Raw genomic sequence first — 20,860 nt, 5'->3', positions numbered from 1 at the left:
GAAAAAATGAAAAAATTAATAATTTTTACTATCTTACTTCAAAACATATTGTTTGCCAACCCAAATGCTTTAAACCAAGCCACAATAGAAGATATTATGCAAGAGCGACAAGAAGAAGTAGAAAGAATAATGGCAACAAGACAACAAAGCGGAGAATCTTTATTTACTCAAAAACCTACCATAGAAAATAAAGATAAATACATTAGCAATAATGTGAGTATTAATAACACTAGTTCAAATATAGATAATTATCCACAAATGCAATATGAGCAACAATACTCACAAGAGATTCCAGCATACACTGAAGAACAATTACTCTTAATGAAACAAGCTATAAGAAACAAGGATTTAAGAGCAGTGCAAAAAAAGTTTTTAGAAAAAAAATATACAGGATTTGAAAACACAATACAAATTCCTTATGAAGAGAATAAAACACAGAAAATACGCACACGCTTCACAATGGCAACCACCATTATTTTTGAAAGTAAGATAGAAAGTTATATTTTAGGAGACCAAAGCGGATATAAAGTAGAAGAAATACCAAATATGCCTAATGCAATCAGCATAAAGCCTTTTTTAATTGGCATTGATACAAATTTGACAATTTTTACAAAGGATAAAAAAATCCATAATTTTTTCCTCTACTCCACCGATTACAAGAACAAAGAATTGCCAAATTTGCTTGTAAAGATTCTTGATGATGAGAGCAAAATCTTAACACAAAAACAAATGGAAGAGGAAGCTAGAAAATATTTTGTCATTAAAGAGGGAATTGCAGAAATTAAAGTAGAGAAAGAGCAAATGGATTTTTCTTATATCAAAAAAGCTAAGAAATATAACGAATGGCTAATTCCTAGTGAAGTCTTTAATGATGATACTTTTACTTATTTTAAATACGATAAAAAGCAAAATGGCAAAGTTCCAGTAATTTTTGCAGTTATTGATAAACACGATACACCTGTTGAAACAAAAGTCATTGGTGATTGGATTATCGCGGAAAGCAGAAACGATAAATGGACAATATGGAATGGGGAATCTTATGTTTGTATTGAAAAAGTAAAACCAAATAATCAAGAGCAAAAGGTTGTAGAATGAAAAAATCCTTATTTATTTCCTTAACTCTTTCTCCCTTTTTGGTTTTAGCTAATCCTAGCGAAAATATTTTAAAAGAAGAAAAAGTAATTTATCAACAAAGTTTGGATTATCTTTTTGATTCTAAATTTCCGCTAGATGATTATACTTATAGAAAGAAACCAAACCCTAATCAAGTGGTGCAAATTGAAGAAGAAGAAAATTTTAAAATAAAAGATTTTGAAAGAAAAATTACAGAAACCCAAAAGAAAGTGGAGGCTAAAAAAGAAGAATTAAAGCAAAATGCACCCAAAAAGAAAGTAAATCTTACTCCCGAGCAAAGAATGGACAATTTACTACGAGATTCTATTCTTGCAGAAAGAGGCTCACAAGAAATTTATTTTTCACAAGGTGCTAATCCCTATGGAGTAAATTCTTTTTCAAATCAAGAAAGTATCGACAATGCTACCAATGAACACAAACTCTTTAGAATGATAAGGGCAGGGCGTTTGATACCAGCAACATTAACAACAGCAATTTCAAGTGATTTAGCAGGGATTGTAAGTGCTCAAATTGAAGAAGATATTTATGCCACAATGGGAAGGGCAGTAATGATTCCAAGAGGTAGTAAGGCGATTGGTTACTATCAAAATAGTAGTGAGATTACAGGACATGCAAGATTGCAAATAGAATGGAGAGAGATTATCACTCCTCAAGGTGTAAATATTTTATTAACTAATGCTAAAACATCAGATTATATGGGAATGAGCGGAGCAGAGGGCAATTTAAACAATAGAATGTGGCAACGCTTCGGGATTCCTTATACACTTTCCACGCTTACCAATGTGTTATTGCTATCTATTGCTACACGAGATAACAATAACAATTCCAATCAATATGGTGATTCTATTTATAATCAAACCCAAACCGATTTGAGTGCAATCGTGCAAGAAATTCTAGCACAACAAAAGAGTATTAAGCCTGTAATACAGATTAAAGCGGGTAGCAGAATCTTTATTGTACCAACACATCATATTTGGTTTCCAAAACCAAAGAAAAACGAGATTATGACGCAATATTTTAAATAAGGAGAAAATATGGATTTTAAAAATGTAGCAGAGTTTGTTAGCAATATGCACCAAAACGACAAATTACTTGAGAATAAAAAGGAATCTCTTAAAAAATTAGTAAAACAAATTCAAAGAGAAGAAGCAAGGCTTATGGGACAAAAAATAAAAGCACAAAAAATATTAGAAGAAATCCTCTCTTTAGAGAAGTCAAAAGAAGAGAAAACAAAAGAGAAAAATACATAGGAAGTTTAGAATATGACAAATATTGAAATGATTAAAAATTCACAAGAAATTAGCGGGATTTTAAAAACATTACTTACCTATTTAGATAAATATTTAGACAGGAAGAAAAATGGAAACGCCAATGAATTAATCATTAATAAAGAATTTGAGATATGTCTTGATAAAGGCTCACAATGGGAATATATAGAAGATGAGAAACTTAATATTTTTTTCTTAGAAAGCTTTGTCAAAGAGTTAGCTACAAGAAGAGGATTAAATTTTAATAAAGATAATCCTACTTTGTCGTGTGAATTACCAGCACCTTATCTAAGATATAGACTACAAGCACAACACGAAAGCGTTTTATACAATTCAAAAATAGGAATTTCTATAAGGATTCCAAGTAATCAACGCTTTACATTAGAAAGTTTTGTCTTAAGTGATAATTGCACCAAGAAAGGTTGGAATTATGAAAAGATTAAACAGCTTGTTAGAGACCATAGAAGCATTTTAATTAGCGGAGGAACAGGCACAGGTAAAACAAGTTTTTTAAATGCCCTAGCAAGTGAAATAGACCCAAATGAGAGAATTGTAACCATAGAGGATTCTCAAGAATTATCACTTGTAAATAAGAATATTTTACAACTTGCAGTTCCAAAAGTAGAAACTAATAAATATAGCTACAAAATGGCAATCGATAATGCTTTAAGATTAAGACCTGATAGATTATTGTTAGGAGAAATTGACACTAGAAACACTTTACCTTTTCTTAGAGCTTCAAATACAGGACACGAGGGGAATCTAAGCACACTACACGCAAACACTCCAAAAGACGCAATCAAAGCTATTGGGATTAATGCAACATTAGGAGGTGGCTTACAAAATCCAGATACTAAAATGCTAAATTCCTATATTGCAAGTGGCGTTGATTATATTATTCAAATTAAACGCATACAAAATCAAAGAGTAATTACAGATATTCTAAATCTTAAAGAGATTCTTAAAGAGATAGATATTAATAGCATAGAGTAGCAAAATGGGGGAAAAAATTAAAAGCACAAGAGTAGGATTTTATCTCAATGAAGACGACCAAAGAATGTTGCAAAGCCTAAAAAATCGCAAGGGTATTACAAAAAATGCAATTATTAGAGAGATGATTAAAGAATGTTATTTCAGGGAGGATGATTCTAAAGAAAGCAAAAATATCGCTTATTTAATTATGCTTAATAAAACTTTCATTGATAATATCCACCGCATAGGAAACAATATTAACCAAATTGCTTATCATCTTAATGCAGGAAAAGAACTAAATAATCAAATAGAAAGCATTATTGGCAATATAAATGAAATTAAAAATATTCTCACAGAATATAAAAAAATTTTAAAAAAAGACAGAATCCACAATCTTTTTAAAAAATCAAAATACAGGAGAGTAAGCAAAAATGGATAAAAAAATGACATTGCAAAAATGGCTCTTAGGGTTGTTTGTTTGTATTGTTTTTGGAATCGTGCTTTTCTTTGCTTCTGTAAAATATATTTTTAATCCTAATTTTGCAGATGTTTTTCATACAGGACTTTTATTACTTCAAAATTTAACGAGTGGCAAATTAAAATTTAAAGCTTATTTAACCATTCTTTTTGCTCTTATGCCTTTAATTGTTTTAATAGTTTATTTTATTATTTATAATGAAAAAAGCTTAGAAGATTATGGAAATGCCTCTTTTGCCAAAAAAGAAGATTATAAAAAAATGGGAATTAATAACGAACAAGGCTTAATGTTAGGTTGTTTGTATAAGAAAAAAACTTTTATAGAAAAACTCAAAAACAAACCCGATGAAATAGAACAATTTTTAAGATGTGTAAGCCCTCTATCTTGTCTGATTGTTGCTCCCCCCGGAACAGGTAAAACTGCCTCTATTGCCTTGCCTAATCTCTTTAGTCTCCCTTGTTCTGTTGTAGTTTTAGATATTAAGGGGGAGCTTTTCTATCTTAGTGCAGGATATAGACAAGCAAAGTTTGGGAATAGAATTTTGCGTTTTTCTCCCCTTTATCCAGATGAAAATACAATGTTTTTTAATCCTTTTGATAAAAAAGTAATTGCAGATATGGATTATGTAAAGATGAAACAACTTGCAGACCAAATTGCAGGAACAATTTTTATAGGGGAAAAAGGCAAAGAAAATGACCATTGGATTGTAAGTGCTAAAACATTATTTACTTTTTTTGCCACTTATTTTATGCAAAAGAATAAACATACAAGCTTAGGTGAGATTGCACAAGCTCCTAAAAAAGATTTTTACGATGATATTCCAGATGATATTAAACTACAATTTGGACTAGCAACACAAGATGAATTTACACAAGAGATTAAAAGAGACCTCTCAAAAGATTCAAGCAAAGCATTTTTTAAAGCGGTTGCAAATGATGAAAGTTTGCACGATATTACAAGAAATCAAGCCAATGCTTATACGATTGTTGCCGATAATGAATTTGCAAGTGTTAAATCCACTTTTGATACTTTTATGGCTGTGTTTCAAAATCCAAATGTAGATAATGCCACCTCAAAAATGAGCTTTGATTATTACGATTTGAGGAAAGAAAAAATTAGTTGCTACATTGTAATTCAAACAGAAGATATAGATATTTTAGCTCCACTCATTAGAATTTTTGTAGAAACAATGTTTAAAAAACTGATGAGCGGAGAGGGAAATGCTGACCCTAATAAATTTATTTATTTTATTGGTGATGAGTTTGTCCGATTCGGGAAAATGCCTTTCTTGTTAGAAGCTCCTGCACTTTGTAGAAGCTATGGATTAATTCCTATTTATATTACACAAAGCTATGAGCAGATTAAAAAATATTATGGCGAAGATGATTTGAATATTTTACGAAGTAATGTAGGTTATCAAGTTGTTTTTACAATGAATTCTGCAAAAGACGCAGAGGAATTAAGCAAGATGATAGGTAAATTTACAAGAAAGAAAATTTCACGCTCACAAGGTAATTTAGATTTAATCAAATCTAGTGATTCTACTTCAAGTGAGGGGTATGAGCTTGTTCCAGCACAAGATATTTTAAATATGCCTAATACAGATATTTTAATTCTAGTGCGTGGATTTGTCAAAAATCCTATTAAAGCAAAGGTAAATTATTGGTTTAAAAACCCACAATGGAAAGGTGCGGACAAAATCCCTCTAAAATCTGATGAGGAATTACAAGAGACTAAAAAAGAATTACAAGAAGCAGAGAAAGAAAAAGAATCCATAGAAACTCCCAAAGTAAATTCTTATGTGCAAATTGTCAATGAGAATCCATTACAAGCTAAAGAAAATGAGCCTAAAGAAAATAGGGTAAATCCTTATATGCAAGTCGTTGTAGATAAAAATGAGGAAAAAGCACAACAAATTCTAGTAAGCAGGAAAAAACAAGAAGAAGCAAAACAAGAAATGGAAGAACAAGAAGTGTTAAATACAATACAACCTTTTACAGAAGAGGAAAAACAGGAAATTATCCGAAAAGCACAAAAAAACGATGAGAACGATGAGAAAGAGAATCCAGACGCAGAAACAGAAGAAGCAGAACAATCTCAACTCACTCCCAAAGATAAAATTGCTTACATTGAAAAAGAATTAGGAAAAGATGGATATAAAATTTTCTTACTCCATTTAGCAACTCCAGATGATTTAGATACAACACCAACAGAAACTAAAATGGAACAAATGAGAAATCTCATAACAGAGAACAAAATTTCAATCGACACAATTAAAACAATTATAAGGGAAATTAAAAATAAGAATGAGGACGAAGAACCATAAAGCTTTATGGCAATAGGTTAAAGTAAATTTATTTTAACTTAGATTTACTTTAGCCTATGTTGATAAATGTAGGCTAAAAAAATTTAAAGGAATAAAAATGCCAACTGAAGATTCTAAATCAATATCAGCAGAGGAAAAACCGCTTAAGCTATTTAATCCATATGAGAGATACACTCCTGATGAAATTAGGGCGTTTAATGAAGCTTATTTTCAAAATTTGCTACAAGAAACAGAAATCAGTGGATTAGAGCCAACCTCTGATTATGATGAAGAGGGTAATCCAATAGAATATTCAGAAGTTAAAAGCGGAAACCAAAGCAAGTAAGTTTATTTGTTTTAGTGTTTAGATACTTTAGATTTTTAATCTTAATACTATCGTTTTAAAATTTAGATACTTTAGATAAGGAGAATATTATGTCAGTAGTAAAAGAAGCAGAAACAGCAGTCGTAGAAAGAATGGATTGGGAAAAAGCAACTAATGCTGAAAGATTGGAAAATGTCAATAAAGGCAAAATTTCAGTTATTACACACGCAATGTATGCAGCAAGAGACAAGCTATTCTTAAATCAATCGATGACGCAAGAAAAAATGGATAAGACTATGCCCTATGATGTTACAACAGGCAAACCATTTATGGGATTGAATAATGCCTTATTAAGAACATTTGCCAATGGAAATGGCTATAAAAGCAATGATTTCATTGAGATTAAGGACGCTTGGAAATTAGGTGGAGAACTCAAAACCTATAAAGGCGTTACAAAAGAGGGCGAGTCTTATGAGAAAAAACCACCTTGCTATCGATTAGAATATATGGCTACTTGGGAATTAAGGAATAAAATTGACCCAAAAACCAATGAGCCAATGACTGCGGTAAATGAAAAAACAGGGCGAACCTATATCGTGAAAGAAAGAGTAGATTTGCCAGAACCAAAACTGCAAACTAAATTGCTTTATCATATTAGTGAGTTTAAAGGGCTTGATAAGAGTCAATTTAAAGAGCGTGATATGAATGCGATTAAAAACTACAGAGAAAAACTAGCAAATGGTATCTCTAATGGATTGCCTAATCTTAAAAGAATTGGTATTGAAGGTGTGGTTGCGGATTCTTTAATCCGATTTATTAATGTTCAAAACAAAGGGCAGGAATATACACCAACCCAAGCACATATCAATATGATTAACAAAACACAATCTCAAACACAAGAGAAAGTGCAAGAAAAGGAAAATCAAGGAAGAGGGCGATAATTTGTTAAGTAATTCTTAGGGAATAAGCCAAGAGTTTTTTAGAATCTTTTAAGGAGGCATTGACTTCCTTTAAAAGAATGAAAGGAAAAGAAAATGTTGTTTAGTTTTTTAAATTTTTTAGGATTAAATGAAAATTCTACAAAAACAAGTCAAATCACAACACAAGAAACCAAAGAAAGTATTAAAGAAAAGGATATTCCTTATAAATTAGAAGATTCTATACCTTTACAAAAGACTACAACACAGCACATTACTCAAATAGAGGGTAATACGATAATAGAAAAAGAAATCATTACAACACAAATTTGTAATGGAGAATCCATAAAAGAAAAAACACAAACCAATATTCTTTCAACACAAACTTTTTCAAAAGGAATGTAAATGGGAAGAGAAAGTGCAAAAGGATTATTTGAATCACTTTTTGGACAATTACATGAAGTTGCTTCTAATCTTATAAGTATGATTTATAGTGCGGAACAAGTAATCTTTTTTAATGGATTAGCTTATTCTTTAATAGGATTAATTGCGATTTTTTGGCTTATTAAAAGACTACATAAAGGCGGAATTGATAAAGAGGACGCTTATCAAGCTTTAATTTGGATAGTTATTGTAAGTATAATTTATGTAATAATGGGAAATGAGGGGGCTTATTATGAATTTTTAAATTTACTAGATTTACCCATTAATTATGTTTCAGCCATTACTGCACAGAGTTTTGGAAATACAGATTTTGCAACAAGCTTTGGAAATGGTATTGATACCCTAAATAATGGAATAAGTGCAATATATGAAAGTTTATTTAAGTATTTTGAAGGACAAGGTAAAGGTTTTTTGTTTGATGACCCTACATTTTTAACTACTATCTATACAATCATTTATATGTTTTTTTGGGGAATAATGTGGCTAACTTATATGATTTTAATCTTAGCCATTACCTCTATTTGTATTGTTACAAAGTTTATGGCAACAATCATTTTATCGATTGCTCCTATTGTAATTCCTTGCTTGATGATGAATCAGTTAAGGGGATATTTTTTCTCTTGGTTAAAGCTTTATCTCTCTTATTCTATGTATGCACCTATTGCAATGATTATAGGTAATTTTCCTATGAAAGCATTAGAAAAAGTAGAATTAATACCAGATAATACTTCACAATTAACACAAATTATTGCAAGTTTTACATTTATATTTTTTAAACCCATAAGCTTAATGATAGTTGCAATCATTGCAATTATGGTTTTAGTAAAAGTTCCAAGTTGGGTAAATCAAATTTTAGGCACTCAAAATGATGACGCAGTGGGATTAGCACCTCTAAAAGCAGTAGGTTCTGCAATTACAACAGGTGCAATGACAGGAGGAGCAGGTTTAATAGCAGGAGCAGGAATCAAAGCATCATTAGGAAAAGGAATGGCATCAATGCTACCTATGGGACAAACTGCTACAAAATTATATGATAGCTTTAAAAAGGGTGGTGGTATAAGCAATGGAAAAACAAGTGCTATTTCTGATTTTTTTAAATGAATTTAGGAAATAAGTAATGAATTTGTTTTAATAGGAGATAAAACCACCGCTAAAGTAGCAAATTTTAGCGGTGTATCAAAGGTTGTAAATTTCTTTTATCCATTTTACCTACCATAAACTTATAAATAAGGAGAAAAAATGCAATTAAACGATACTTTAATCATCATTGAAAGCCCAAACAAAGTGGAAAAAATCCAAAAAATCACAGGTGCAAAAGTCTTTGCAACAGCAGGACACTTTAAAGGTTTAACACAAGATTTTCTAAAAAATTTTGATAATTATGAGCCAGTTTTTGATTTTACCGATGAGAGAAAAAAGAATAATATCTTTAAGGCTTTAAAAGAAGCAGAGGGAAAAGAAGTTTATATTGCAACAGACCCAGACAGAGAGGGATATGCGATTGGTTATTTTTTCTATCAAATGTTAAAAAACAAGAATCCAAAGAGCATTAAAAGGGCAGAATTTTTTGAGATTACAGAAAGTGGTATTGAGAAAGGTATTACAAATGCAATTCCTTTTTCACAGAGTAATATAAAGATGTTTGAGAGTTGGAAAGCAAGAGCGGTAGGAGATAAATTAGTAGGTTTCATTCTAAGCCCAAAATATGCAAGAATTTTTAAAGAAAAAATTAGCATAGGTAGAGTGCAAACCCCTGTATTAGCATTAATTGTGCAAAGACAAGAAGAAATAGAAGCCTACGAGAAGCTTCCCCTAAAAGAAAAAGTGGATTATAAGATTAAAGCTATTTCTAGCAAAGATGGTAAAGAATTATCTCTTTTAAATAATAATCTCTATAATGATAAACAAGAAGCTGTTTCTATTATTAATGATTTACCAGATGTTGCAAAATGCTATGAAATTGAAAGCAAGGAAGTTAAAAGCTCCCCAAAAATGCCTTATAGAACCTCACAATTACAAGAATCTTTAAGCAAAAGATTAGGAATTTCCACAAAAGAAGTAATGGATTACGCACAAAAGCTTTTTGAAAAAGGCTTAATTACTTATCATCGCACAGACTCTAATGCAATTTCTAAAGAATTTTTAGATGAATTACAATCCCATCTAAGCAATGAAGAATGGTATCAAAGAAGAGAATATAAAGCAGGAAGCCAAAGCCAAGCAGAAGCTCACGAAGCAATTAGGATTACACACTACCACCCTTTAAATCAAATAGATGAGATTGCTAAAGAAAATAATCTAAACCCTAAAGAAAAAGAGATTTACCAAGCCATTTATCAAAATACAATCCTATCACAAGCAAAAGATTGCATTAACTCTGTTACAGACTACACATTTACCATTAAGGCAATGCTTTTCCATATCAAAAGCACAAAATGCTTATACAAAGGATTTAAAGGCGTATTTGCAGAAGAAACAGACGAAGAGGAAGCAGAAGATAAAATGATTAAGGACATAGAATTTAGCAAGGGCGAAGAAATTATGATTACTAAATTTGATGCACAAGAAATTAAGAAAAAAGCTCCAAGCCCTTATAAAGAAAGTAACTTCATCTCCCTTTTAGAGAAAAACGGAATCGGGCGACCTAGCACCTATGCAACCTATCTCCCAATTCTAATAGAGAGAGGCTATATTATCTTAGAAAAAAAAGGCAAAGAGCATATCATTATTCCCACACAAAAAGGAATTAGTCTTATCCAAACACTAAATACTAAAGAGGAATGGATTACAAAAGCTCAATTTACTAAAGAAATGGAAAATGTTTTAGATTGTATTGCAAATGGAGAATTAAAATATACAGATTTTATACGACCCTTACATCAAAAAATGGAATTTGCTCCTATTAACCAAAAAGAAATTACCAAACCAAGTGAAAAACAGATAGCCTATGTAGAAAAATTAGCAAAAGAACAGGATATAGAGATTCCAAAAGAAGTGTATGAGGATTATAAAGAGTGCAGTGCCTTTATTGAAAAGCTAAATAAAACTAAAGCCCCTACACCACCAAGTGAGAAACAAATCAAATTAGCAGAGGATTTAGCAAATAAAAATAATATGGAATTGCCAAAAGATTACAAAGATGATTATAAAGTATGTTCCGCATTTATTGATAAATGTTTTAAAAGTAAAAAATAAGAATATTCCACGCAAGATAGAAAGTATCTCATAGGAGGATAAAATGGAAAAAAGAAAATGTTAAAAAATATTTTTTAAATGTTTTTAAATGTTAAGAACTATTTTTTAACATTTTTATAATGTTAAAAACCATTTTTAAAAGGATAGAAAATGAATATTGTAACACTTTGTGGATATTTAGGTAACCATTGGGAGAATAATGTAAAGGCTGAAACAAAAGAGGAAGAATGGTTTGCAAGAAATACCCTTGCAATTTCTAAGGCTTGGATAAACAAGAAAGGACAAAGAGTAGAACAAACATCTTGGATTCCAGTAGTAGTATTTGGAAAAAATGCAAAAACAGCAGTAAATTACACAACAAAAGGAAGTGGCTTTCTTTTAAGTGGAGAGTTAATAACAGAGATTTATCAAGTAACAGATGAGACAACAGGGGAAGTTAAAAATAAACAATCTTGGCAAGTGGTAATTAAGCAGTTTGATTTAAAGGCGAGTAATAATAAAAAGCCAATGGATACTGATGAAGTGCAAGAAGAAGATAAAGAGAAAGAAATCGACATTGCTTATTATGATAAGAATGGAAATGAAATTCCACAACAAACGCAACCTGCATAAATGGAATATAAAGAGAGGAGATTCTCTCTTTTTTGTTTAAATTACTTAAATGAAATATAAAGAGGGGAGAGGAGAAATTCTTATTAGTTAATGTAATCCTTTTGTTCTATCAACAATATGAGGGCAAAAATTATCATTTCCTGCATTAAGACATTCTACATAAATAAGTTTATAATCTGAATCATTTTTGTAGGCAAAAATCATATCTACATATTGTTTTGTTTTATCTTCTGTTCTTTTTGCTACAAAATCTCTTGAACTTACAAAAGCTTTTTCACCAAGCTTTAAGAATGGAACACTTTTTAAAGATTCATAGGAATATAATTTATAATCGGGGTATTTTTCTTGCACTTGTTTTACTCCATAGTCGTAAAGCTCACTATTATACCCATTATTTTTAAGTTCAACTAATCCATTATCTCCACACGCCACAAAAAGACCTACAATACCCGCTAACAATAGTAATTTAAGATTTTTCATCATTTTAATTTTCCTTTGTTTTGAAATAATTTAAGATATTGATTAGGGGGGACACCCCCCAACCCCTTAAAAAAGGGAGAAAAGTTAGGTAATTGCTTTAGGTGGAATTATAGCATAAAAATTAAAAATGTAGTAAATTTTGTGTTTTTTTTGTTAAAATAGTTGCTTTTTTAATAAAAATATGGTATAATTTTTACATAAATTAATAAAAAGGTTGTAAAATATGTTTAAGGAAAATGTTATAGGAGAAATTGTTCTTAGCGAGGAAGATTGCTTGAAAATGGCAGAGAAAGAAAAAGAATATAAAAGTAAAGTAGCGCAGTGGAAAGAAGTGAGTGAGAAAGAGTATTGGGAAATGTTGGATATTCTTCCTCCTATTTGGTTTGGAAGTGGTTTTTTTATGCGTGAAGCTCTTTACGCTGATTTTCACGATTTTTACATTAAAAAAGAGAATAAATACTATAAAGCAGTTTTTTCGCGTAATAACACTTGGGGAGAAATTAAGGATTCTTTGGAATCTTTTATAAAGGAAGAGGAGGAATAATGCGTAGAAAGGAAAGTTATTACTTGCAGTTGCAAGAAGATTTTCATAATTTCTTAAAAACTTTGGAAAATCAAGAATTGTTCCTTTTAAAGTCGGTTGTTTGCACAAAGGCTTTTAAGGAATATTTGAAACAGAAAGAAACAAATGAGAGGATTCCCTCTTTACTTAAATATTATGGAATTAATTAAAAAATTATAAGGAATTAAAAAATGTTATTAAATGTTATTAAATGTTTATATTATATAATAAAAATTAAGGAGTGAAAAATGGTTTTTTCCATTTGCAATGAAAAAGGTGGAAGTGGCAAAACAACATTTGCGATTAATCTTGCAACCAAGTTAAACGAGCAGGGTAAATGCCTTGTAATTGATTTAGACCCACAAAAGAGCATTAGTGCTTTCCTCTCTTTTAGAGAAGAGAAAAAAATGCCTTTTGATTTTAAAAATAGTCATAGTAAAGAATTGCAAGAACTCATTAAACAAGCAAAGAAAAGCTATCAAAATATTGTAATAGATACAGGAGGAAGAGACTCTACTGAAATGCGTAGTGCGATGATTTATAGTAATATTTGCATTATTCCGACTATCCCTAATGGACTAGATGTAGTTGTTTTAAGCAAAATGTTAGAATGTTTAAAGGAGGCTAAAAAGATTAATCAAGATTTAAAGGGCATAGTTGTTATTGCAAAAGCAATGACTAATCCATTTTTGCAACACAAAATAGGAGAATTTCAAGAATTTATAAAGAGTAAAAATGAGAATGATTTTTTCTTGTTAAAAAATATCATTTTTGAGCGAGAAGCTTTGAAAGAAGCAATTTTGCAGGGTAAAGGAATTATGGAAGAGGGGATTAAAAATTCCAAAAGAGCAAGAGAGGATTTTTTAAAAGTTTTTAAAGAGTTAATGGAGGTAACCAATGAATAAATTTGAATCAAAAAATAAGGAAATCAAAGAAAGTGAAGTAGAGAATTTTATCAATAAAAAGGTAGCCAACAAGGGAAGAAAGCCAATTAATGAAGAGAAAAAGAAAACAAAACTTGTGAGCCTTTATTTTTCTGAAAGTGATTATCAAATAATCAAAGAAACAGCAGATAGAAAGCGATTAAGTGTCAGTCAATATATTGTTTCAAAAATCTTTGAATAAACACTCTAAAACCCTCTTTAACTCTTCAAAACCTATGAAGTTTTCAATGTTTTGGAACAAAAATCAATTACAATATTTTCTAAATATGTTTTAAAATCTCCCTTTGTAAGTTTTCATTGCCCCAATTTTTTTGCAGCTTTTAAAACCCTAATCTGTTTTCCTAGAACGATTTTTTTATATCTTTCTTTTTTGCACTCCAGCAAAGCATTTTTTATTTTAAAAAGGAGAAAAATATATTTTTGTCTGCTAAAAAATAATTTTGAGAGATACAATCGCAGATAATACCCATAAATTACAACAACATTAAAAGCTAAAACAATAGTAGAATCTCTTTGCAAAAAATCTATCTTCGCTTGTTTTAGTGCATTATCAATAGATTTTATTTCTTTTATAACTTCTCTTTGTCTATCACAATCACACATTTTTAACTCCCTCTTGGAAATTCTTTACAATATTCTAATAGGTGTAATCGTTGTGTATTAGGATTATTCCCCCATTGCTTAAAGAAGAATGGCACATCTTTTTTTCTACATTGATTCCATATAGATTCTGCGTATTCTGTCTTTAAGGGTCTTGACTTATTGGGATTGTTAGGGATTTTTTCACCCGCTAAAATCACCCAATCTAAATATTCAATATACGCACTTAAATCTATATTCTCTAAGCAAGGCTCAATAGATACAAATATTTTTAACTCTTGGTGGAAATAATCCTTAAATAGGTTTTTAAGTCTTAATATGGAATATTACTTTGTCCCAACCAAAATAGTATTTAGGCAATCTTATAGTGATTAGATTATCCTTTTGACAAAGACACTGATACATATTGAGGCGATACTTACTATCGCATCTTTGGCTCATTTCTTCATGGCAAAATTTACATATCATAGGCTTATGTGCTTCTTTTCTTGCCATTCCTTGCAATCTTTTTGTCATTGCTTTAGCATAACAATTATCACACGCAGGGCTTATTTGCGTGCAACCAGTAATTACATTCCAAGTTTTATCTGTCCATTCTATTTTGTTCATTTGTTCTCCTTTTTTTATTATCTTCCTCTACTAAAAGATTGTTCTTGCTCTTTTGTAGGCTTTGGAATAGTTTTTGAATCTCTTTTAAGTGGTAAAGTTTTAGATTCTTGTGTTTGATTTACCTCTTGTTTCTGTGTTTTAGATTGTATGGATTCTTGTGCTTTGGGATTTTCTTTTTCTTGTCTTTGTAAAATCCTATCTACTTCCTTTTTAACTTGCTCTATGGGTAGATGATACTCTTTAGCAATCTGTTCAATAGTGTATTGGATTGTTTTTTCTGTTCTAAACCCTTTATCTGCATTTAAAATTGCTTCATAATCAGGAGGAGAAGTTACTTTTTGTGGAGATTCATTTAAAACAATTTCATTTTGTAGATTCTTAGTATTTGGAGTAGGAGTTACTCCATTTTGTTGATAGGCTTTTAGTGCTTGTTGTTTATAAAAATTAGATTGTTGTATAAGGCGATTTGTTTCTTCTAATCTTTGACTTCTTGTTTGTAATTCTTGGAGCGATACTCTGGCTTCAAAATCTCTTCTCCATATTTCATCACCATTGATTCCATAAATGCTTTCGCATCCCTCGCAAATGCTTCCGCTTCCTGTCTGAATTTCCTCGCTTCTTGCAATTCTTTTTCCGATAATGCTTCTAATTCGTCTAATGATAGTGCTGGTATATCTTTCCACGCTTGTGGAATCTGGTTGCTTGATAAGACTTGCATTTTCTATCTCCTTTAATTCTTTTTGGATATTAATTTTATCAAAAGATTCCTTGCTATTAGGTTCAAAAAGATAAATTTCTGCATTGTCTTTATCAATGACAAAATGAAAATTTGTTTCTTTTTCTAACTCTTTTAGCTTTAAGAGTAAATCAAAGTCTAGTTCTTGATTCATTGTTCCTCCTCTTTTAAAATAAATTTGGTTGCTTTAGTTGCAATCCATTTTTACTATCATATGAATATATTTCCTCTTTGCGTCCCTCCAAAAGAATAAAATCTTGAGAATATTGTGCTTCTAAAATCACTTCTTGTATCGTGCAAGGATTTAAAGATTTTAGATATTTCTCACAAAAAGAAATAAGATTCTCTTGTGGCTCTTTTCGCTTTTTCTTGCAAAGATGATTGCGGAAATAATCTTCAAAATAAAACACACCTTGCACTTCTCGTATCTCTAATAAAAGATTTCTTTCTTTATCTAAAAGTCTCATTACTTATTCCTTTAATTTAAATTCCTCATTATCGGCTTCTATAAAAGAAAGCTTGTAAGCTACGACATTATGCGTAACTTTATTATTAGTTGTTACTTTGTTTTCTTTGATTGTTTCACAGATAAGTTTATCTCTAAAATAGGGATTGCCTAAATAGTTTTTTCCATTTAATTCTTTAAGGGCAGGGGAGAGATAAAAATTTTGAACTTTTGTAGCTTTGTATTTATTTTTATGGCTTTCTTTAATATCCATAATATTTTCTAAAAGAAAGGAATTAACAACCCAGCTCTTGCTTTTACTTCTTTCAATTTGTTTTGCGATTCTATAAAGGTTTTTGGAATGTTTAGAGCTAATAAAAGAAAATTCCTCTAGCGAAAAAGCCACAAGATTATATTCATTGACATTGTTAAAAAATTTTACTGCTTCAGGAGTAATTTTTACATTAATGAACTTTAAAATTCCATTTTCATAATGGGAACTGACATTAAATAAGGTAATGCGATATAAATCGGTTGTTTTACCATTAATCACATAATTTTTAATAAATGAAGTTTGTAGCTTTTCACAAAAGGATTCTATGTTTTCTAAAAGACGAATTTTGTTCTTAAATCTTGTTCCATTGGAATCAATTAGATTAATTAATTCATTAATTTCAAACTTTATAAGTTTCTTATTTTTATTATATACTTTTTTAACGATAAAAAATAATATATCCATATCAATTTTAGTAAAGTTTTTTAGTGCCACTTGATTAAACAAGGAACTGAAATTTACAATATCTTTAGATTTTGCTTTTGATTTACAATTAGTTTTAGAAATTAAATTTAAATCTCTGTTTAACTGCATATACCTTTCCTATAAAATTAAAGATTAAACAATTCTTAAGAATATAAACAAATTTAAACAGATTTAAACGCATTAATTTTAAATTTTGTATTGAAAAGAGCAATTTTCAATACAAAGACAATGCTTCCACCCCACCCTTTGCGATTCCTCCCACTTGGGCGTGGGTAAGATTGGGGGATATAGTAGAAATAGTAAGCGGAGAGCCAATAATACCGATAAATTTTGATTTGCAAAATAATCAGTGTGCTAGGGGTGGGGGATTGTAAGGGGAACAAGTGGCTCTACTTGCGAAGCGTTCCCCTTATCCCCCTTACAAAAAATAAAGACTTGCCTATTTTAGATGTTAAATACCTAATAAATGGGGGTGATAAAAGTCTAACTAATGGTGGAAATATGGTTTCTGCTAACGATAGATTAATCTTAATGGATGGAGAAAATTCGGGAGAAATTTTTATAGCAAATGAAAAAGGATTTTTGGGAAGCACTTTGAAAAAATTAAATTTTACTTGTTTAGTAAAAATTGAATTTATGGATTATATTTTACTTTACTACTAAAGATTTTTTTAAAGGCAATAAAAGGGGAGCTGCGATTCCTCACTTAGATAGAAATTTGTTTTTTAATTTAGAAATTCCTCTCCCGCCTCTAGCGGAGCAAAAAGAAATCGTCCAAACCCTTGATACACTTTTTGCACTTACTAAGGGCTTAAAATGCGAGTAAAATTTATCAAAATCGCAACCTATCCTTATATGTAATGTTAAAAGATAGTTCTAATTTTTCTTGAACAAACTTTGTTAAGTTAAGCCATTTTATCCCTTTTACTTCGCATATCTTTGGAATTTTCTTAAATAATTTATTGTCATTTTCTGCTAAACTTTCCTCCGTTATTATCGTGCATTGCGGATTTTGTATTGCATAATGAATGAGTTTAAAATCGGCGCTTTGTATAAATATTTGTTTTTGACTTTCATACTCTTGTTATTCTAATCTATTTTTCTTGGCTAATGAAACAATAAAATTATTATCTATTTCTCTATGCATTGTTAATGTAGGACTTCATTAAATAGAATTGGTTTTATGTTCGTGGGTTCTAAAAATTTTTCAAATACCAATCCTTGCCTTGCGAAACACTTTTACATTCATTCTCTACTTTTTTGATTAATAAAAATTCTTTTTGATTGAAGCCCTCACTTAAGAATCTTTGCAATTCCTTTTTTTCGTCAAAGGGTAGATAATATCTCACAAAAGCAATTAAAGAGCTTGTATCAAACAGAATTTTATCCATAGATAAATCTCTCTAAATTATTATCTTTGATGTGTCTTTTAAAATGAGTGCGCATTATGTATTCGCTTACCGCTCCTTCTAAAAACGCATTAATAAAAATGTCTTTTTGTAGAGGTGAGAGGACAGGAATAGGCGGTTTAAATTTCTTATTCTCTTGATTCTTTTTATTTTCTTGTTTTTTGGTTATATGCATTTTGCAAATCTTCTTTGAGCTGCTTGTATTTTGTCCATTGTATTTTATTGGTATTAGCAAAATGATAAAACAGAGCAAGCCTACTAATGTGTTTTTTGTTTGAAAGATTTTGTATTGTTTTATTTTCAAGGTTTATTGCATTTGAGGGGATATGATCTAGCTCATCTAAACTTTCGCCAAGCAACAAAGCAAAGGCAAACTGATTGCACCAAACCTCCTCACTATTTGGGTTTTGCATAAAGATATTTTCATCAATATTTTCATTATTTAAAAGATAATGCCCCAATTCGTGAGCTAGAGTAAAGATTTCCCTTTTTCGTCCCTGCTGTTTTAGCGCAATAGCATTTGGTTTGATAAAAAATCCGCACAAGCTACTTTTATATTTTTTATTATGAGATTCTATATTTTCCAAAACCAGAATGTTTTGCTCTGCAAGATTATCAATAAAAGACTCTAAAAATTGTTTATCAGATAGCTTTTTTGTAGGGAGCAAAAACTGCATTTGTTTAGCAACTTCAAGTGGGGAATCTTGTAATGCAAAACTCTTAAGCTTGCGCGCAGTAAATGAAAAATCTCCGAGCTTTGCCAACCCACTAATATAATTAATTTCTTTTTCATATTGAGCGATAAACTGCTTATCTCCAATCTTTAAATTCTCTTTAAGATTATCTTTCCTAAACAAAATACTTGATTTACTTGTATTTAAGGGAGAGGGATCGGTATAGAAATCTAAGCCCACTTGAAAGATAGTATCAATGGCTTTTAGTGATGTTTTGTTTAATGGCTTACTAAAGTCAATTTCTTTTTGAATAATCTTTTGTAAATCTTGTTTTGAGAGATTAAAGAGCTTAAGTAAATACTCTAATCGCTGTGGATTAATGCTTATTTGAACTGCTTTTGCCATTTTTCCTGCACTGATAAAAATATTTTAGATTGTATCAAAATACAATGAATTAGAAAATAAATTTTACTCGCATTTTAAGCCTTTAGTGAGTGCAAAAAGCGTATCAAGGGTGCGCACGATTTCTTTTTGCTCTTTTAAAGGTGGGAGGGGGATTGAAATATCCTTTATCATAGGTATCGTTAGTTGTGGGATGCTTGTTCCGCTTGATTTTGGTATAAGAGGATTTAAAGCGTAGGCTAGATATTCTAAAATTATACTTGAGTTTGGAATTGCTACTAAAAGCCTAATAATTGGGTAAAATGGCTCGTATCTTAAACATATAAATCCTATTGTGCCACGCCCAGATATTGTTATTGCTGATTTTTCTATAAAAGGTTTATTTGTAAAACCATATAATCCATTATCTTTAACGCCATTTGTATAAATAGGAAATTTAAAATAATCTGTTTTGTTGTAAGAAATTTCACTTGGTTTATCTCCGCCTACAACTAATTCCTCGCACACTTCCCCCAATCTTACCCACGCCCAAGTGGGAGGAATCGCAAAGGGTGCGCAATCCTCATTTAAAGGCGTAATGCTTTTAAGCTTTGCTATTTCTTTTTTTAGATTCTGTATTGTTTGTTTTAAAGTCTGTTTTAACTCTTTATCTTTTTGTGTTTTGAGTTTTGATTCTAACTCTTTTAGCTCTTTTTCCTTAGATTTCTTATCTTTTAGAATCTGTGCGTTGTAGGATTGTATCTCCAAAAAAGCGTTAAGATTTGTATTTTGTCTGCGAAAAAGCTTGCTTAAATTGCCTTGTATGGCATATTCAAGTAAGCTCTTTTCTATCCTCTTTTCTATCCTCTTTTCTATCCTCTTTAATTCCTCTTTGGTTTTATCAAATGTATTTGCCAAAGTGATAAGAGAATCTAAGGTTTCTACTATGGCTTTTTGCTCCGTTAAAGGCGGGAGGGGAATGAAGAAGTTTGTTACAAATTCTGTGCTTACCCTTTGTTGTCCAGCGGTTCCTTTAAAGTTTTTCATTGCATTTTCTACAAATAATGGACAATTTACAAAATAAAATAAATATTCTTTTAATAATATATTTTGAGGCAATAAAACAATTAATTCTGTCGTTCCAGCACCATACCCATTTTTTAAATCATTAACAATAAAAGATTTTCCATTTTCAAAACAGGGTGTAATTTTTGCAAATGCTACGCTATTTTCACATAAATGGGAAAAGCCACTTTTAACTTCTTTCCACTTTTTGGATTCATAAGTAAATCTATTTTGAAAACTATTAGCTATTAACGCCATAGGTATAAAAGATACTTCTAATTCATCATTAATTTGATTTCTAGGGTTTATCTCACACACATCCCCTAACCTTACCCACGCCCAAGTGGGAGGAATCGCAAAGGGTGCGCAATCCTCATTTAAAGGCGTAATGCTTTTAAGCTTTGCTATTTCTTTTTTTAGATTCTGTATTGTTTGTTTTAAAGTCTGTTTTAACTCTTTATCTTTTTGTGTTTTGAGTTTTGATTCTAACTCTTTTAGCTCTTTTTCCTTAGATTTCTTATCTTTTAGAATCTGTGCGTTGTAGG

Annotated in this window: 28 protein-coding genes and 1 pseudogene; 17 read left to right on the top strand and 12 right to left on the bottom strand. The window is 30.4% G+C overall.

The genetic code is table 11. The features are described from left to right. Window positions 1–6 precede the first annotated feature (6 nt). From LS72_RS05120 to LS72_RS05065, 12 genes are all read left to right on the top strand, one after another. The gene (locus tag LS72_RS05120; RefSeq protein ID WP_052087363.1) at window positions 7–1,095 is read left to right on the top strand and encodes a TrbG/VirB9 family P-type conjugative transfer protein; all 1,089 of its coding nucleotides are present in this window, start codon (window positions 7–9) and stop codon (window positions 1,093–1,095) included. Next, complete coding sequence (locus tag LS72_RS05115) at window positions 1,092–2,159, top strand: DNA type IV secretion system protein ComB10 (protein WP_138155141.1); 1,068 nt, start codon at window positions 1,092–1,094, stop codon at window positions 2,157–2,159. Before LS72_RS05120 ends, LS72_RS05115 begins: the two co-directional genes overlap by 4 nt. Window positions 2,160–2,168: 9 nt before the next feature. Continuing rightward, on the top strand, window positions 2,169–2,384 hold the full coding sequence (locus LS72_RS05110) for a hypothetical protein (RefSeq protein WP_034554825.1): 216 nt from the start codon (window positions 2,169–2,171) through the stop codon (window positions 2,382–2,384). Between the two features lie 12 nt (window positions 2,385–2,396). Then, window positions 2,397–3,395, top strand: coding sequence for an ATPase, T2SS/T4P/T4SS family (locus LS72_RS05105; protein ID WP_238700716.1), 999 nt, complete (start codon window positions 2,397–2,399; stop codon window positions 3,393–3,395). A gap of 4 nt (window positions 3,396–3,399) precedes the next feature. Further along, window positions 3,400–3,813 carry a plasmid mobilization relaxosome protein MobC gene (gene mobC / locus LS72_RS05100; protein WP_034554826.1) on the top strand — a complete coding sequence of 138 codons (414 nt, stop codon included), beginning with the start codon at window positions 3,400–3,402 and terminating at the stop codon, window positions 3,811–3,813. Then, the gene (locus LS72_RS05095; RefSeq protein ID WP_084590196.1) at window positions 3,806–6,178 is read left to right on the top strand and encodes a type IV secretory system conjugative DNA transfer family protein; all 2,373 of its coding nucleotides are present in this window, start codon (window positions 3,806–3,808) and stop codon (window positions 6,176–6,178) included. The genes mobC and LS72_RS05095 overlap by 8 nt, the downstream gene beginning before the upstream one ends. A gap of 97 nt (window positions 6,179–6,275) precedes the next feature. Next, window positions 6,276–6,503 (top strand): hypothetical protein, encoded by a 228-nt coding sequence (locus LS72_RS05090; protein ID WP_034554827.1) that lies wholly within the window; start codon window positions 6,276–6,278, stop codon window positions 6,501–6,503. 89 nt (window positions 6,504–6,592) lie between these two features. Then, complete coding sequence (locus LS72_RS05085; protein ID WP_034554828.1) at window positions 6,593–7,423, top strand: hypothetical protein; 831 nt, start codon at window positions 6,593–6,595, stop codon at window positions 7,421–7,423. Between the two features lie 93 nt (window positions 7,424–7,516). Further along, a complete protein-coding gene (locus LS72_RS05080) occupies window positions 7,517–7,804 on the top strand; it encodes a hypothetical protein (RefSeq protein WP_034554829.1) in 288 nt (95 codons plus the stop codon). After that, a complete protein-coding gene (locus tag LS72_RS05075; RefSeq protein WP_138155138.1) occupies window positions 7,805–8,944 on the top strand; it encodes a type IV secretion system protein in 1,140 nt (379 codons plus the stop codon). A gap of 138 nt (window positions 8,945–9,082) precedes the next feature. Then, the gene (locus LS72_RS05070; protein WP_138155136.1) at window positions 9,083–11,038 is read left to right on the top strand and encodes a type IA DNA topoisomerase; all 1,956 of its coding nucleotides are present in this window, start codon (window positions 9,083–9,085) and stop codon (window positions 11,036–11,038) included. A gap of 150 nt (window positions 11,039–11,188) precedes the next feature. Continuing rightward, complete coding sequence (locus LS72_RS05065) at window positions 11,189–11,650, top strand: single-stranded DNA-binding protein (protein ID WP_052087382.1); 462 nt, start codon at window positions 11,189–11,191, stop codon at window positions 11,648–11,650. Between the two features lie 87 nt (window positions 11,651–11,737). Here LS72_RS05065 and LS72_RS05060 read toward each other — a convergent pair whose 3' ends face one another. After that, window positions 11,738–12,133 (bottom strand): hypothetical protein, encoded by a 396-nt coding sequence (locus LS72_RS05060; protein WP_138155133.1) that lies wholly within the window; start codon window positions 12,131–12,133, stop codon window positions 11,738–11,740. A gap of 220 nt (window positions 12,134–12,353) precedes the next feature. Here LS72_RS05060 and LS72_RS05055 point away from each other — a divergent pair, with 220 nt between their 5' ends. The 4 genes from LS72_RS05055 (at window position 12,354) to LS72_RS05040 (ending at window position 13,817) form a co-directional block, all read left to right on the top strand. Next, on the top strand, window positions 12,354–12,674 hold the full coding sequence (locus tag LS72_RS05055; RefSeq protein WP_034554680.1) for a DUF1419 domain-containing protein: 321 nt from the start codon (window positions 12,354–12,356) through the stop codon (window positions 12,672–12,674). Further along, complete coding sequence (locus LS72_RS05050; RefSeq protein WP_034554679.1) at window positions 12,674–12,862, top strand: hypothetical protein; 189 nt, start codon at window positions 12,674–12,676, stop codon at window positions 12,860–12,862. The genes LS72_RS05055 and LS72_RS05050 overlap by 1 nt, the downstream gene beginning before the upstream one ends. A gap of 78 nt (window positions 12,863–12,940) precedes the next feature. Beyond that, window positions 12,941–13,597 carry a ParA family protein gene (locus LS72_RS05045; protein ID WP_034554678.1) on the top strand — a complete coding sequence of 219 codons (657 nt, stop codon included), beginning with the start codon at window positions 12,941–12,943 and terminating at the stop codon, window positions 13,595–13,597. Next, entirely contained in the window at window positions 13,590–13,817 is a 228-nt protein-coding gene (locus LS72_RS05040; protein ID WP_034554677.1) for a ribbon-helix-helix domain-containing protein, read from the top strand. Before LS72_RS05045 ends, LS72_RS05040 begins: the two co-directional genes overlap by 8 nt. A 113-nt stretch (window positions 13,818–13,930) precedes the next feature. On the opposite strand, the gene LS72_RS05035 is transcribed toward LS72_RS05040, so the two are convergent. The 6 genes from LS72_RS05035 to LS72_RS05010 are packed head-to-tail and all read right to left on the bottom strand — an operon-like array spanning window position 13,931 to window position 16,894. Continuing rightward, the gene (locus LS72_RS05035) at window positions 13,931–14,239 is read right to left on the bottom strand and encodes a hypothetical protein (protein ID WP_034554676.1); all 309 of its coding nucleotides are present in this window, start codon (window positions 14,237–14,239) and stop codon (window positions 13,931–13,933) included. Between the two features lie 2 nt (window positions 14,240–14,241). Continuing rightward, window positions 14,242–14,493, bottom strand: a complete 252-nt coding sequence (locus LS72_RS05030; RefSeq protein ID WP_269149281.1) for a DUF5131 family protein — start codon at window positions 14,491–14,493, stop codon at window positions 14,242–14,244. 49 nt (window positions 14,494–14,542) lie between these two features. Continuing rightward, a complete protein-coding gene (locus LS72_RS05025; protein ID WP_034554675.1) occupies window positions 14,543–14,845 on the bottom strand; it encodes a DUF5131 family protein in 303 nt (100 codons plus the stop codon). A gap of 17 nt (window positions 14,846–14,862) precedes the next feature. Continuing rightward, entirely contained in the window at window positions 14,863–15,735 is an 873-nt protein-coding gene (locus LS72_RS05020) for a hypothetical protein (protein WP_034554673.1), read from the bottom strand. A gap of 13 nt (window positions 15,736–15,748) precedes the next feature. Next, window positions 15,749–16,048 carry a hypothetical protein gene (locus LS72_RS05015; RefSeq protein WP_034554671.1) on the bottom strand — a complete coding sequence of 100 codons (300 nt, stop codon included), beginning with the start codon at window positions 16,046–16,048 and terminating at the stop codon, window positions 15,749–15,751. A 3-nt stretch (window positions 16,049–16,051) separates the two neighbouring features. After that, the gene (locus LS72_RS05010; protein WP_052087346.1) at window positions 16,052–16,894 is read right to left on the bottom strand and encodes a replication initiation protein; all 843 of its coding nucleotides are present in this window, start codon (window positions 16,892–16,894) and stop codon (window positions 16,052–16,054) included. Window positions 16,895–17,414: 520 nt separating this feature from the next. On the opposite strand from LS72_RS05010, the gene LS72_RS05000 reads away from it, so the two are divergent. After that, complete coding sequence (locus tag LS72_RS05000) at window positions 17,415–17,612, top strand: restriction endonuclease subunit S (RefSeq protein ID WP_052087344.1); 198 nt, start codon at window positions 17,415–17,417, stop codon at window positions 17,610–17,612. A gap of 6 nt (window positions 17,613–17,618) precedes the next feature. Here the strand turns inward: LS72_RS05000 and LS72_RS11695 are convergent. The 5 genes and pseudogenes from LS72_RS11695 to LS72_RS04980 all read right to left on the bottom strand — a co-directional run. Continuing rightward, a pseudogene (locus tag LS72_RS11695) lies at window positions 17,619–17,849 on the bottom strand (DUF4411 family protein); the annotation flags it as partial. Window positions 17,850–17,982: 133 nt separating this feature from the next. Further along, window positions 17,983–18,177: a hypothetical protein gene (locus LS72_RS04990; RefSeq protein ID WP_034554669.1), complete on the bottom strand. Its 195-nt coding sequence runs from the start codon at window positions 18,175–18,177 to the stop codon at window positions 17,983–17,985. Continuing rightward, window positions 18,170–18,370, bottom strand: coding sequence for a hypothetical protein (locus tag LS72_RS10820; RefSeq protein ID WP_034554668.1), 201 nt, complete (start codon window positions 18,368–18,370; stop codon window positions 18,170–18,172). Before LS72_RS10820 ends, LS72_RS04990 begins: the two co-directional genes overlap by 8 nt. Beyond that, the gene (locus LS72_RS04985) at window positions 18,342–19,274 is read right to left on the bottom strand and encodes an ImmA/IrrE family metallo-endopeptidase (RefSeq protein ID WP_034554666.1); all 933 of its coding nucleotides are present in this window, start codon (window positions 19,272–19,274) and stop codon (window positions 18,342–18,344) included. Before LS72_RS04985 ends, LS72_RS10820 begins: the two co-directional genes overlap by 29 nt. 63 nt (window positions 19,275–19,337) lie before the next feature. Beyond that, a partial coding sequence (locus LS72_RS04980; protein WP_138155131.1) for a restriction endonuclease subunit S occupies window positions 19,338–20,860 on the bottom strand: 1,523 nt, incomplete at its 5' end.

It is taken from the genome of Helicobacter apodemus, assembly GCF_000765745.2.
Taxonomy (GTDB): Bacteria; Campylobacterota; Campylobacteria; order Campylobacterales; family Helicobacteraceae; genus Helicobacter_D; species Helicobacter_D apodemus.
This window is presented reverse-complemented; position numbering and strand designations above follow the sequence as displayed.

Coding starts and splice junctions, on each gene's coding strand:
- LS72_RS05120 (WP_052087363.1), top strand. CDS start 7: ATGAAAAAATTAATAATTTTTACTATCTTACTTCAAAACATATTGTTT.
- LS72_RS10820 (WP_034554668.1), bottom strand. CDS start 18,370: ATGCATATAACCAAAAAACAAGAAAATAAAAAGAATCAAGAGAATAAG.
- LS72_RS05015 (WP_034554671.1), bottom strand. CDS start 16,048: ATGAGACTTTTAGATAAAGAAAGAAATCTTTTATTAGAGATACGAGAA.
- LS72_RS05080 (WP_034554829.1), top strand. CDS start 7,517: ATGTTGTTTAGTTTTTTAAATTTTTTAGGATTAAATGAAAATTCTACA.
- LS72_RS05020 (WP_034554673.1), bottom strand. CDS start 15,735: ATGAATCAAGAACTAGACTTTGATTTACTCTTAAAGCTAAAAGAGTTA.
- LS72_RS05040 (WP_034554677.1), top strand. CDS start 13,590: ATGAATAAATTTGAATCAAAAAATAAGGAAATCAAAGAAAGTGAAGTA.
- LS72_RS05025 (WP_034554675.1), bottom strand. CDS start 14,845: ATGAACAAAATAGAATGGACAGATAAAACTTGGAATGTAATTACTGGT.
- LS72_RS05035 (WP_034554676.1), bottom strand. CDS start 14,239: ATGTGTGATTGTGATAGACAAAGAGAAGTTATAAAAGAAATAAAATCT.
- LS72_RS05105 (WP_238700716.1), top strand. CDS start 2,397: ATGACAAATATTGAAATGATTAAAAATTCACAAGAAATTAGCGGGATT.
- LS72_RS04990 (WP_034554669.1), bottom strand. CDS start 18,177: ATGGATAAAATTCTGTTTGATACAAGCTCTTTAATTGCTTTTGTGAGA.
- LS72_RS05110 (WP_034554825.1), top strand. CDS start 2,169: ATGGATTTTAAAAATGTAGCAGAGTTTGTTAGCAATATGCACCAAAAC.
- mobC (WP_034554826.1), top strand. CDS start 3,400: ATGGGGGAAAAAATTAAAAGCACAAGAGTAGGATTTTATCTCAATGAA.
- LS72_RS04985 (WP_034554666.1), bottom strand. CDS start 19,274: ATGGCAAAAGCAGTTCAAATAAGCATTAATCCACAGCGATTAGAGTAT.
- LS72_RS05090 (WP_034554827.1), top strand. CDS start 6,276: ATGCCAACTGAAGATTCTAAATCAATATCAGCAGAGGAAAAACCGCTT.
- LS72_RS05070 (WP_138155136.1), top strand. CDS start 9,083: ATGCAATTAAACGATACTTTAATCATCATTGAAAGCCCAAACAAAGTG.
- LS72_RS05045 (WP_034554678.1), top strand. CDS start 12,941: ATGGTTTTTTCCATTTGCAATGAAAAAGGTGGAAGTGGCAAAACAACA.
- LS72_RS05010 (WP_052087346.1), bottom strand. CDS start 16,894: ATGCAGTTAAACAGAGATTTAAATTTAATTTCTAAAACTAATTGTAAA.
- LS72_RS05050 (WP_034554679.1), top strand. CDS start 12,674: ATGCGTAGAAAGGAAAGTTATTACTTGCAGTTGCAAGAAGATTTTCAT.
- LS72_RS05095 (WP_084590196.1), top strand. CDS start 3,806: ATGGATAAAAAAATGACATTGCAAAAATGGCTCTTAGGGTTGTTTGTT.
- LS72_RS05115 (WP_138155141.1), top strand. CDS start 1,092: ATGAAAAAATCCTTATTTATTTCCTTAACTCTTTCTCCCTTTTTGGTT.
- LS72_RS05065 (WP_052087382.1), top strand. CDS start 11,189: ATGAATATTGTAACACTTTGTGGATATTTAGGTAACCATTGGGAGAAT.
- LS72_RS05060 (WP_138155133.1), bottom strand. CDS start 12,133: ATGATGAAAAATCTTAAATTACTATTGTTAGCGGGTATTGTAGGTCTT.
- LS72_RS05085 (WP_034554828.1), top strand. CDS start 6,593: ATGTCAGTAGTAAAAGAAGCAGAAACAGCAGTCGTAGAAAGAATGGAT.
- LS72_RS05075 (WP_138155138.1), top strand. CDS start 7,805: ATGGGAAGAGAAAGTGCAAAAGGATTATTTGAATCACTTTTTGGACAA.
- LS72_RS05055 (WP_034554680.1), top strand. CDS start 12,354: ATGTTTAAGGAAAATGTTATAGGAGAAATTGTTCTTAGCGAGGAAGAT.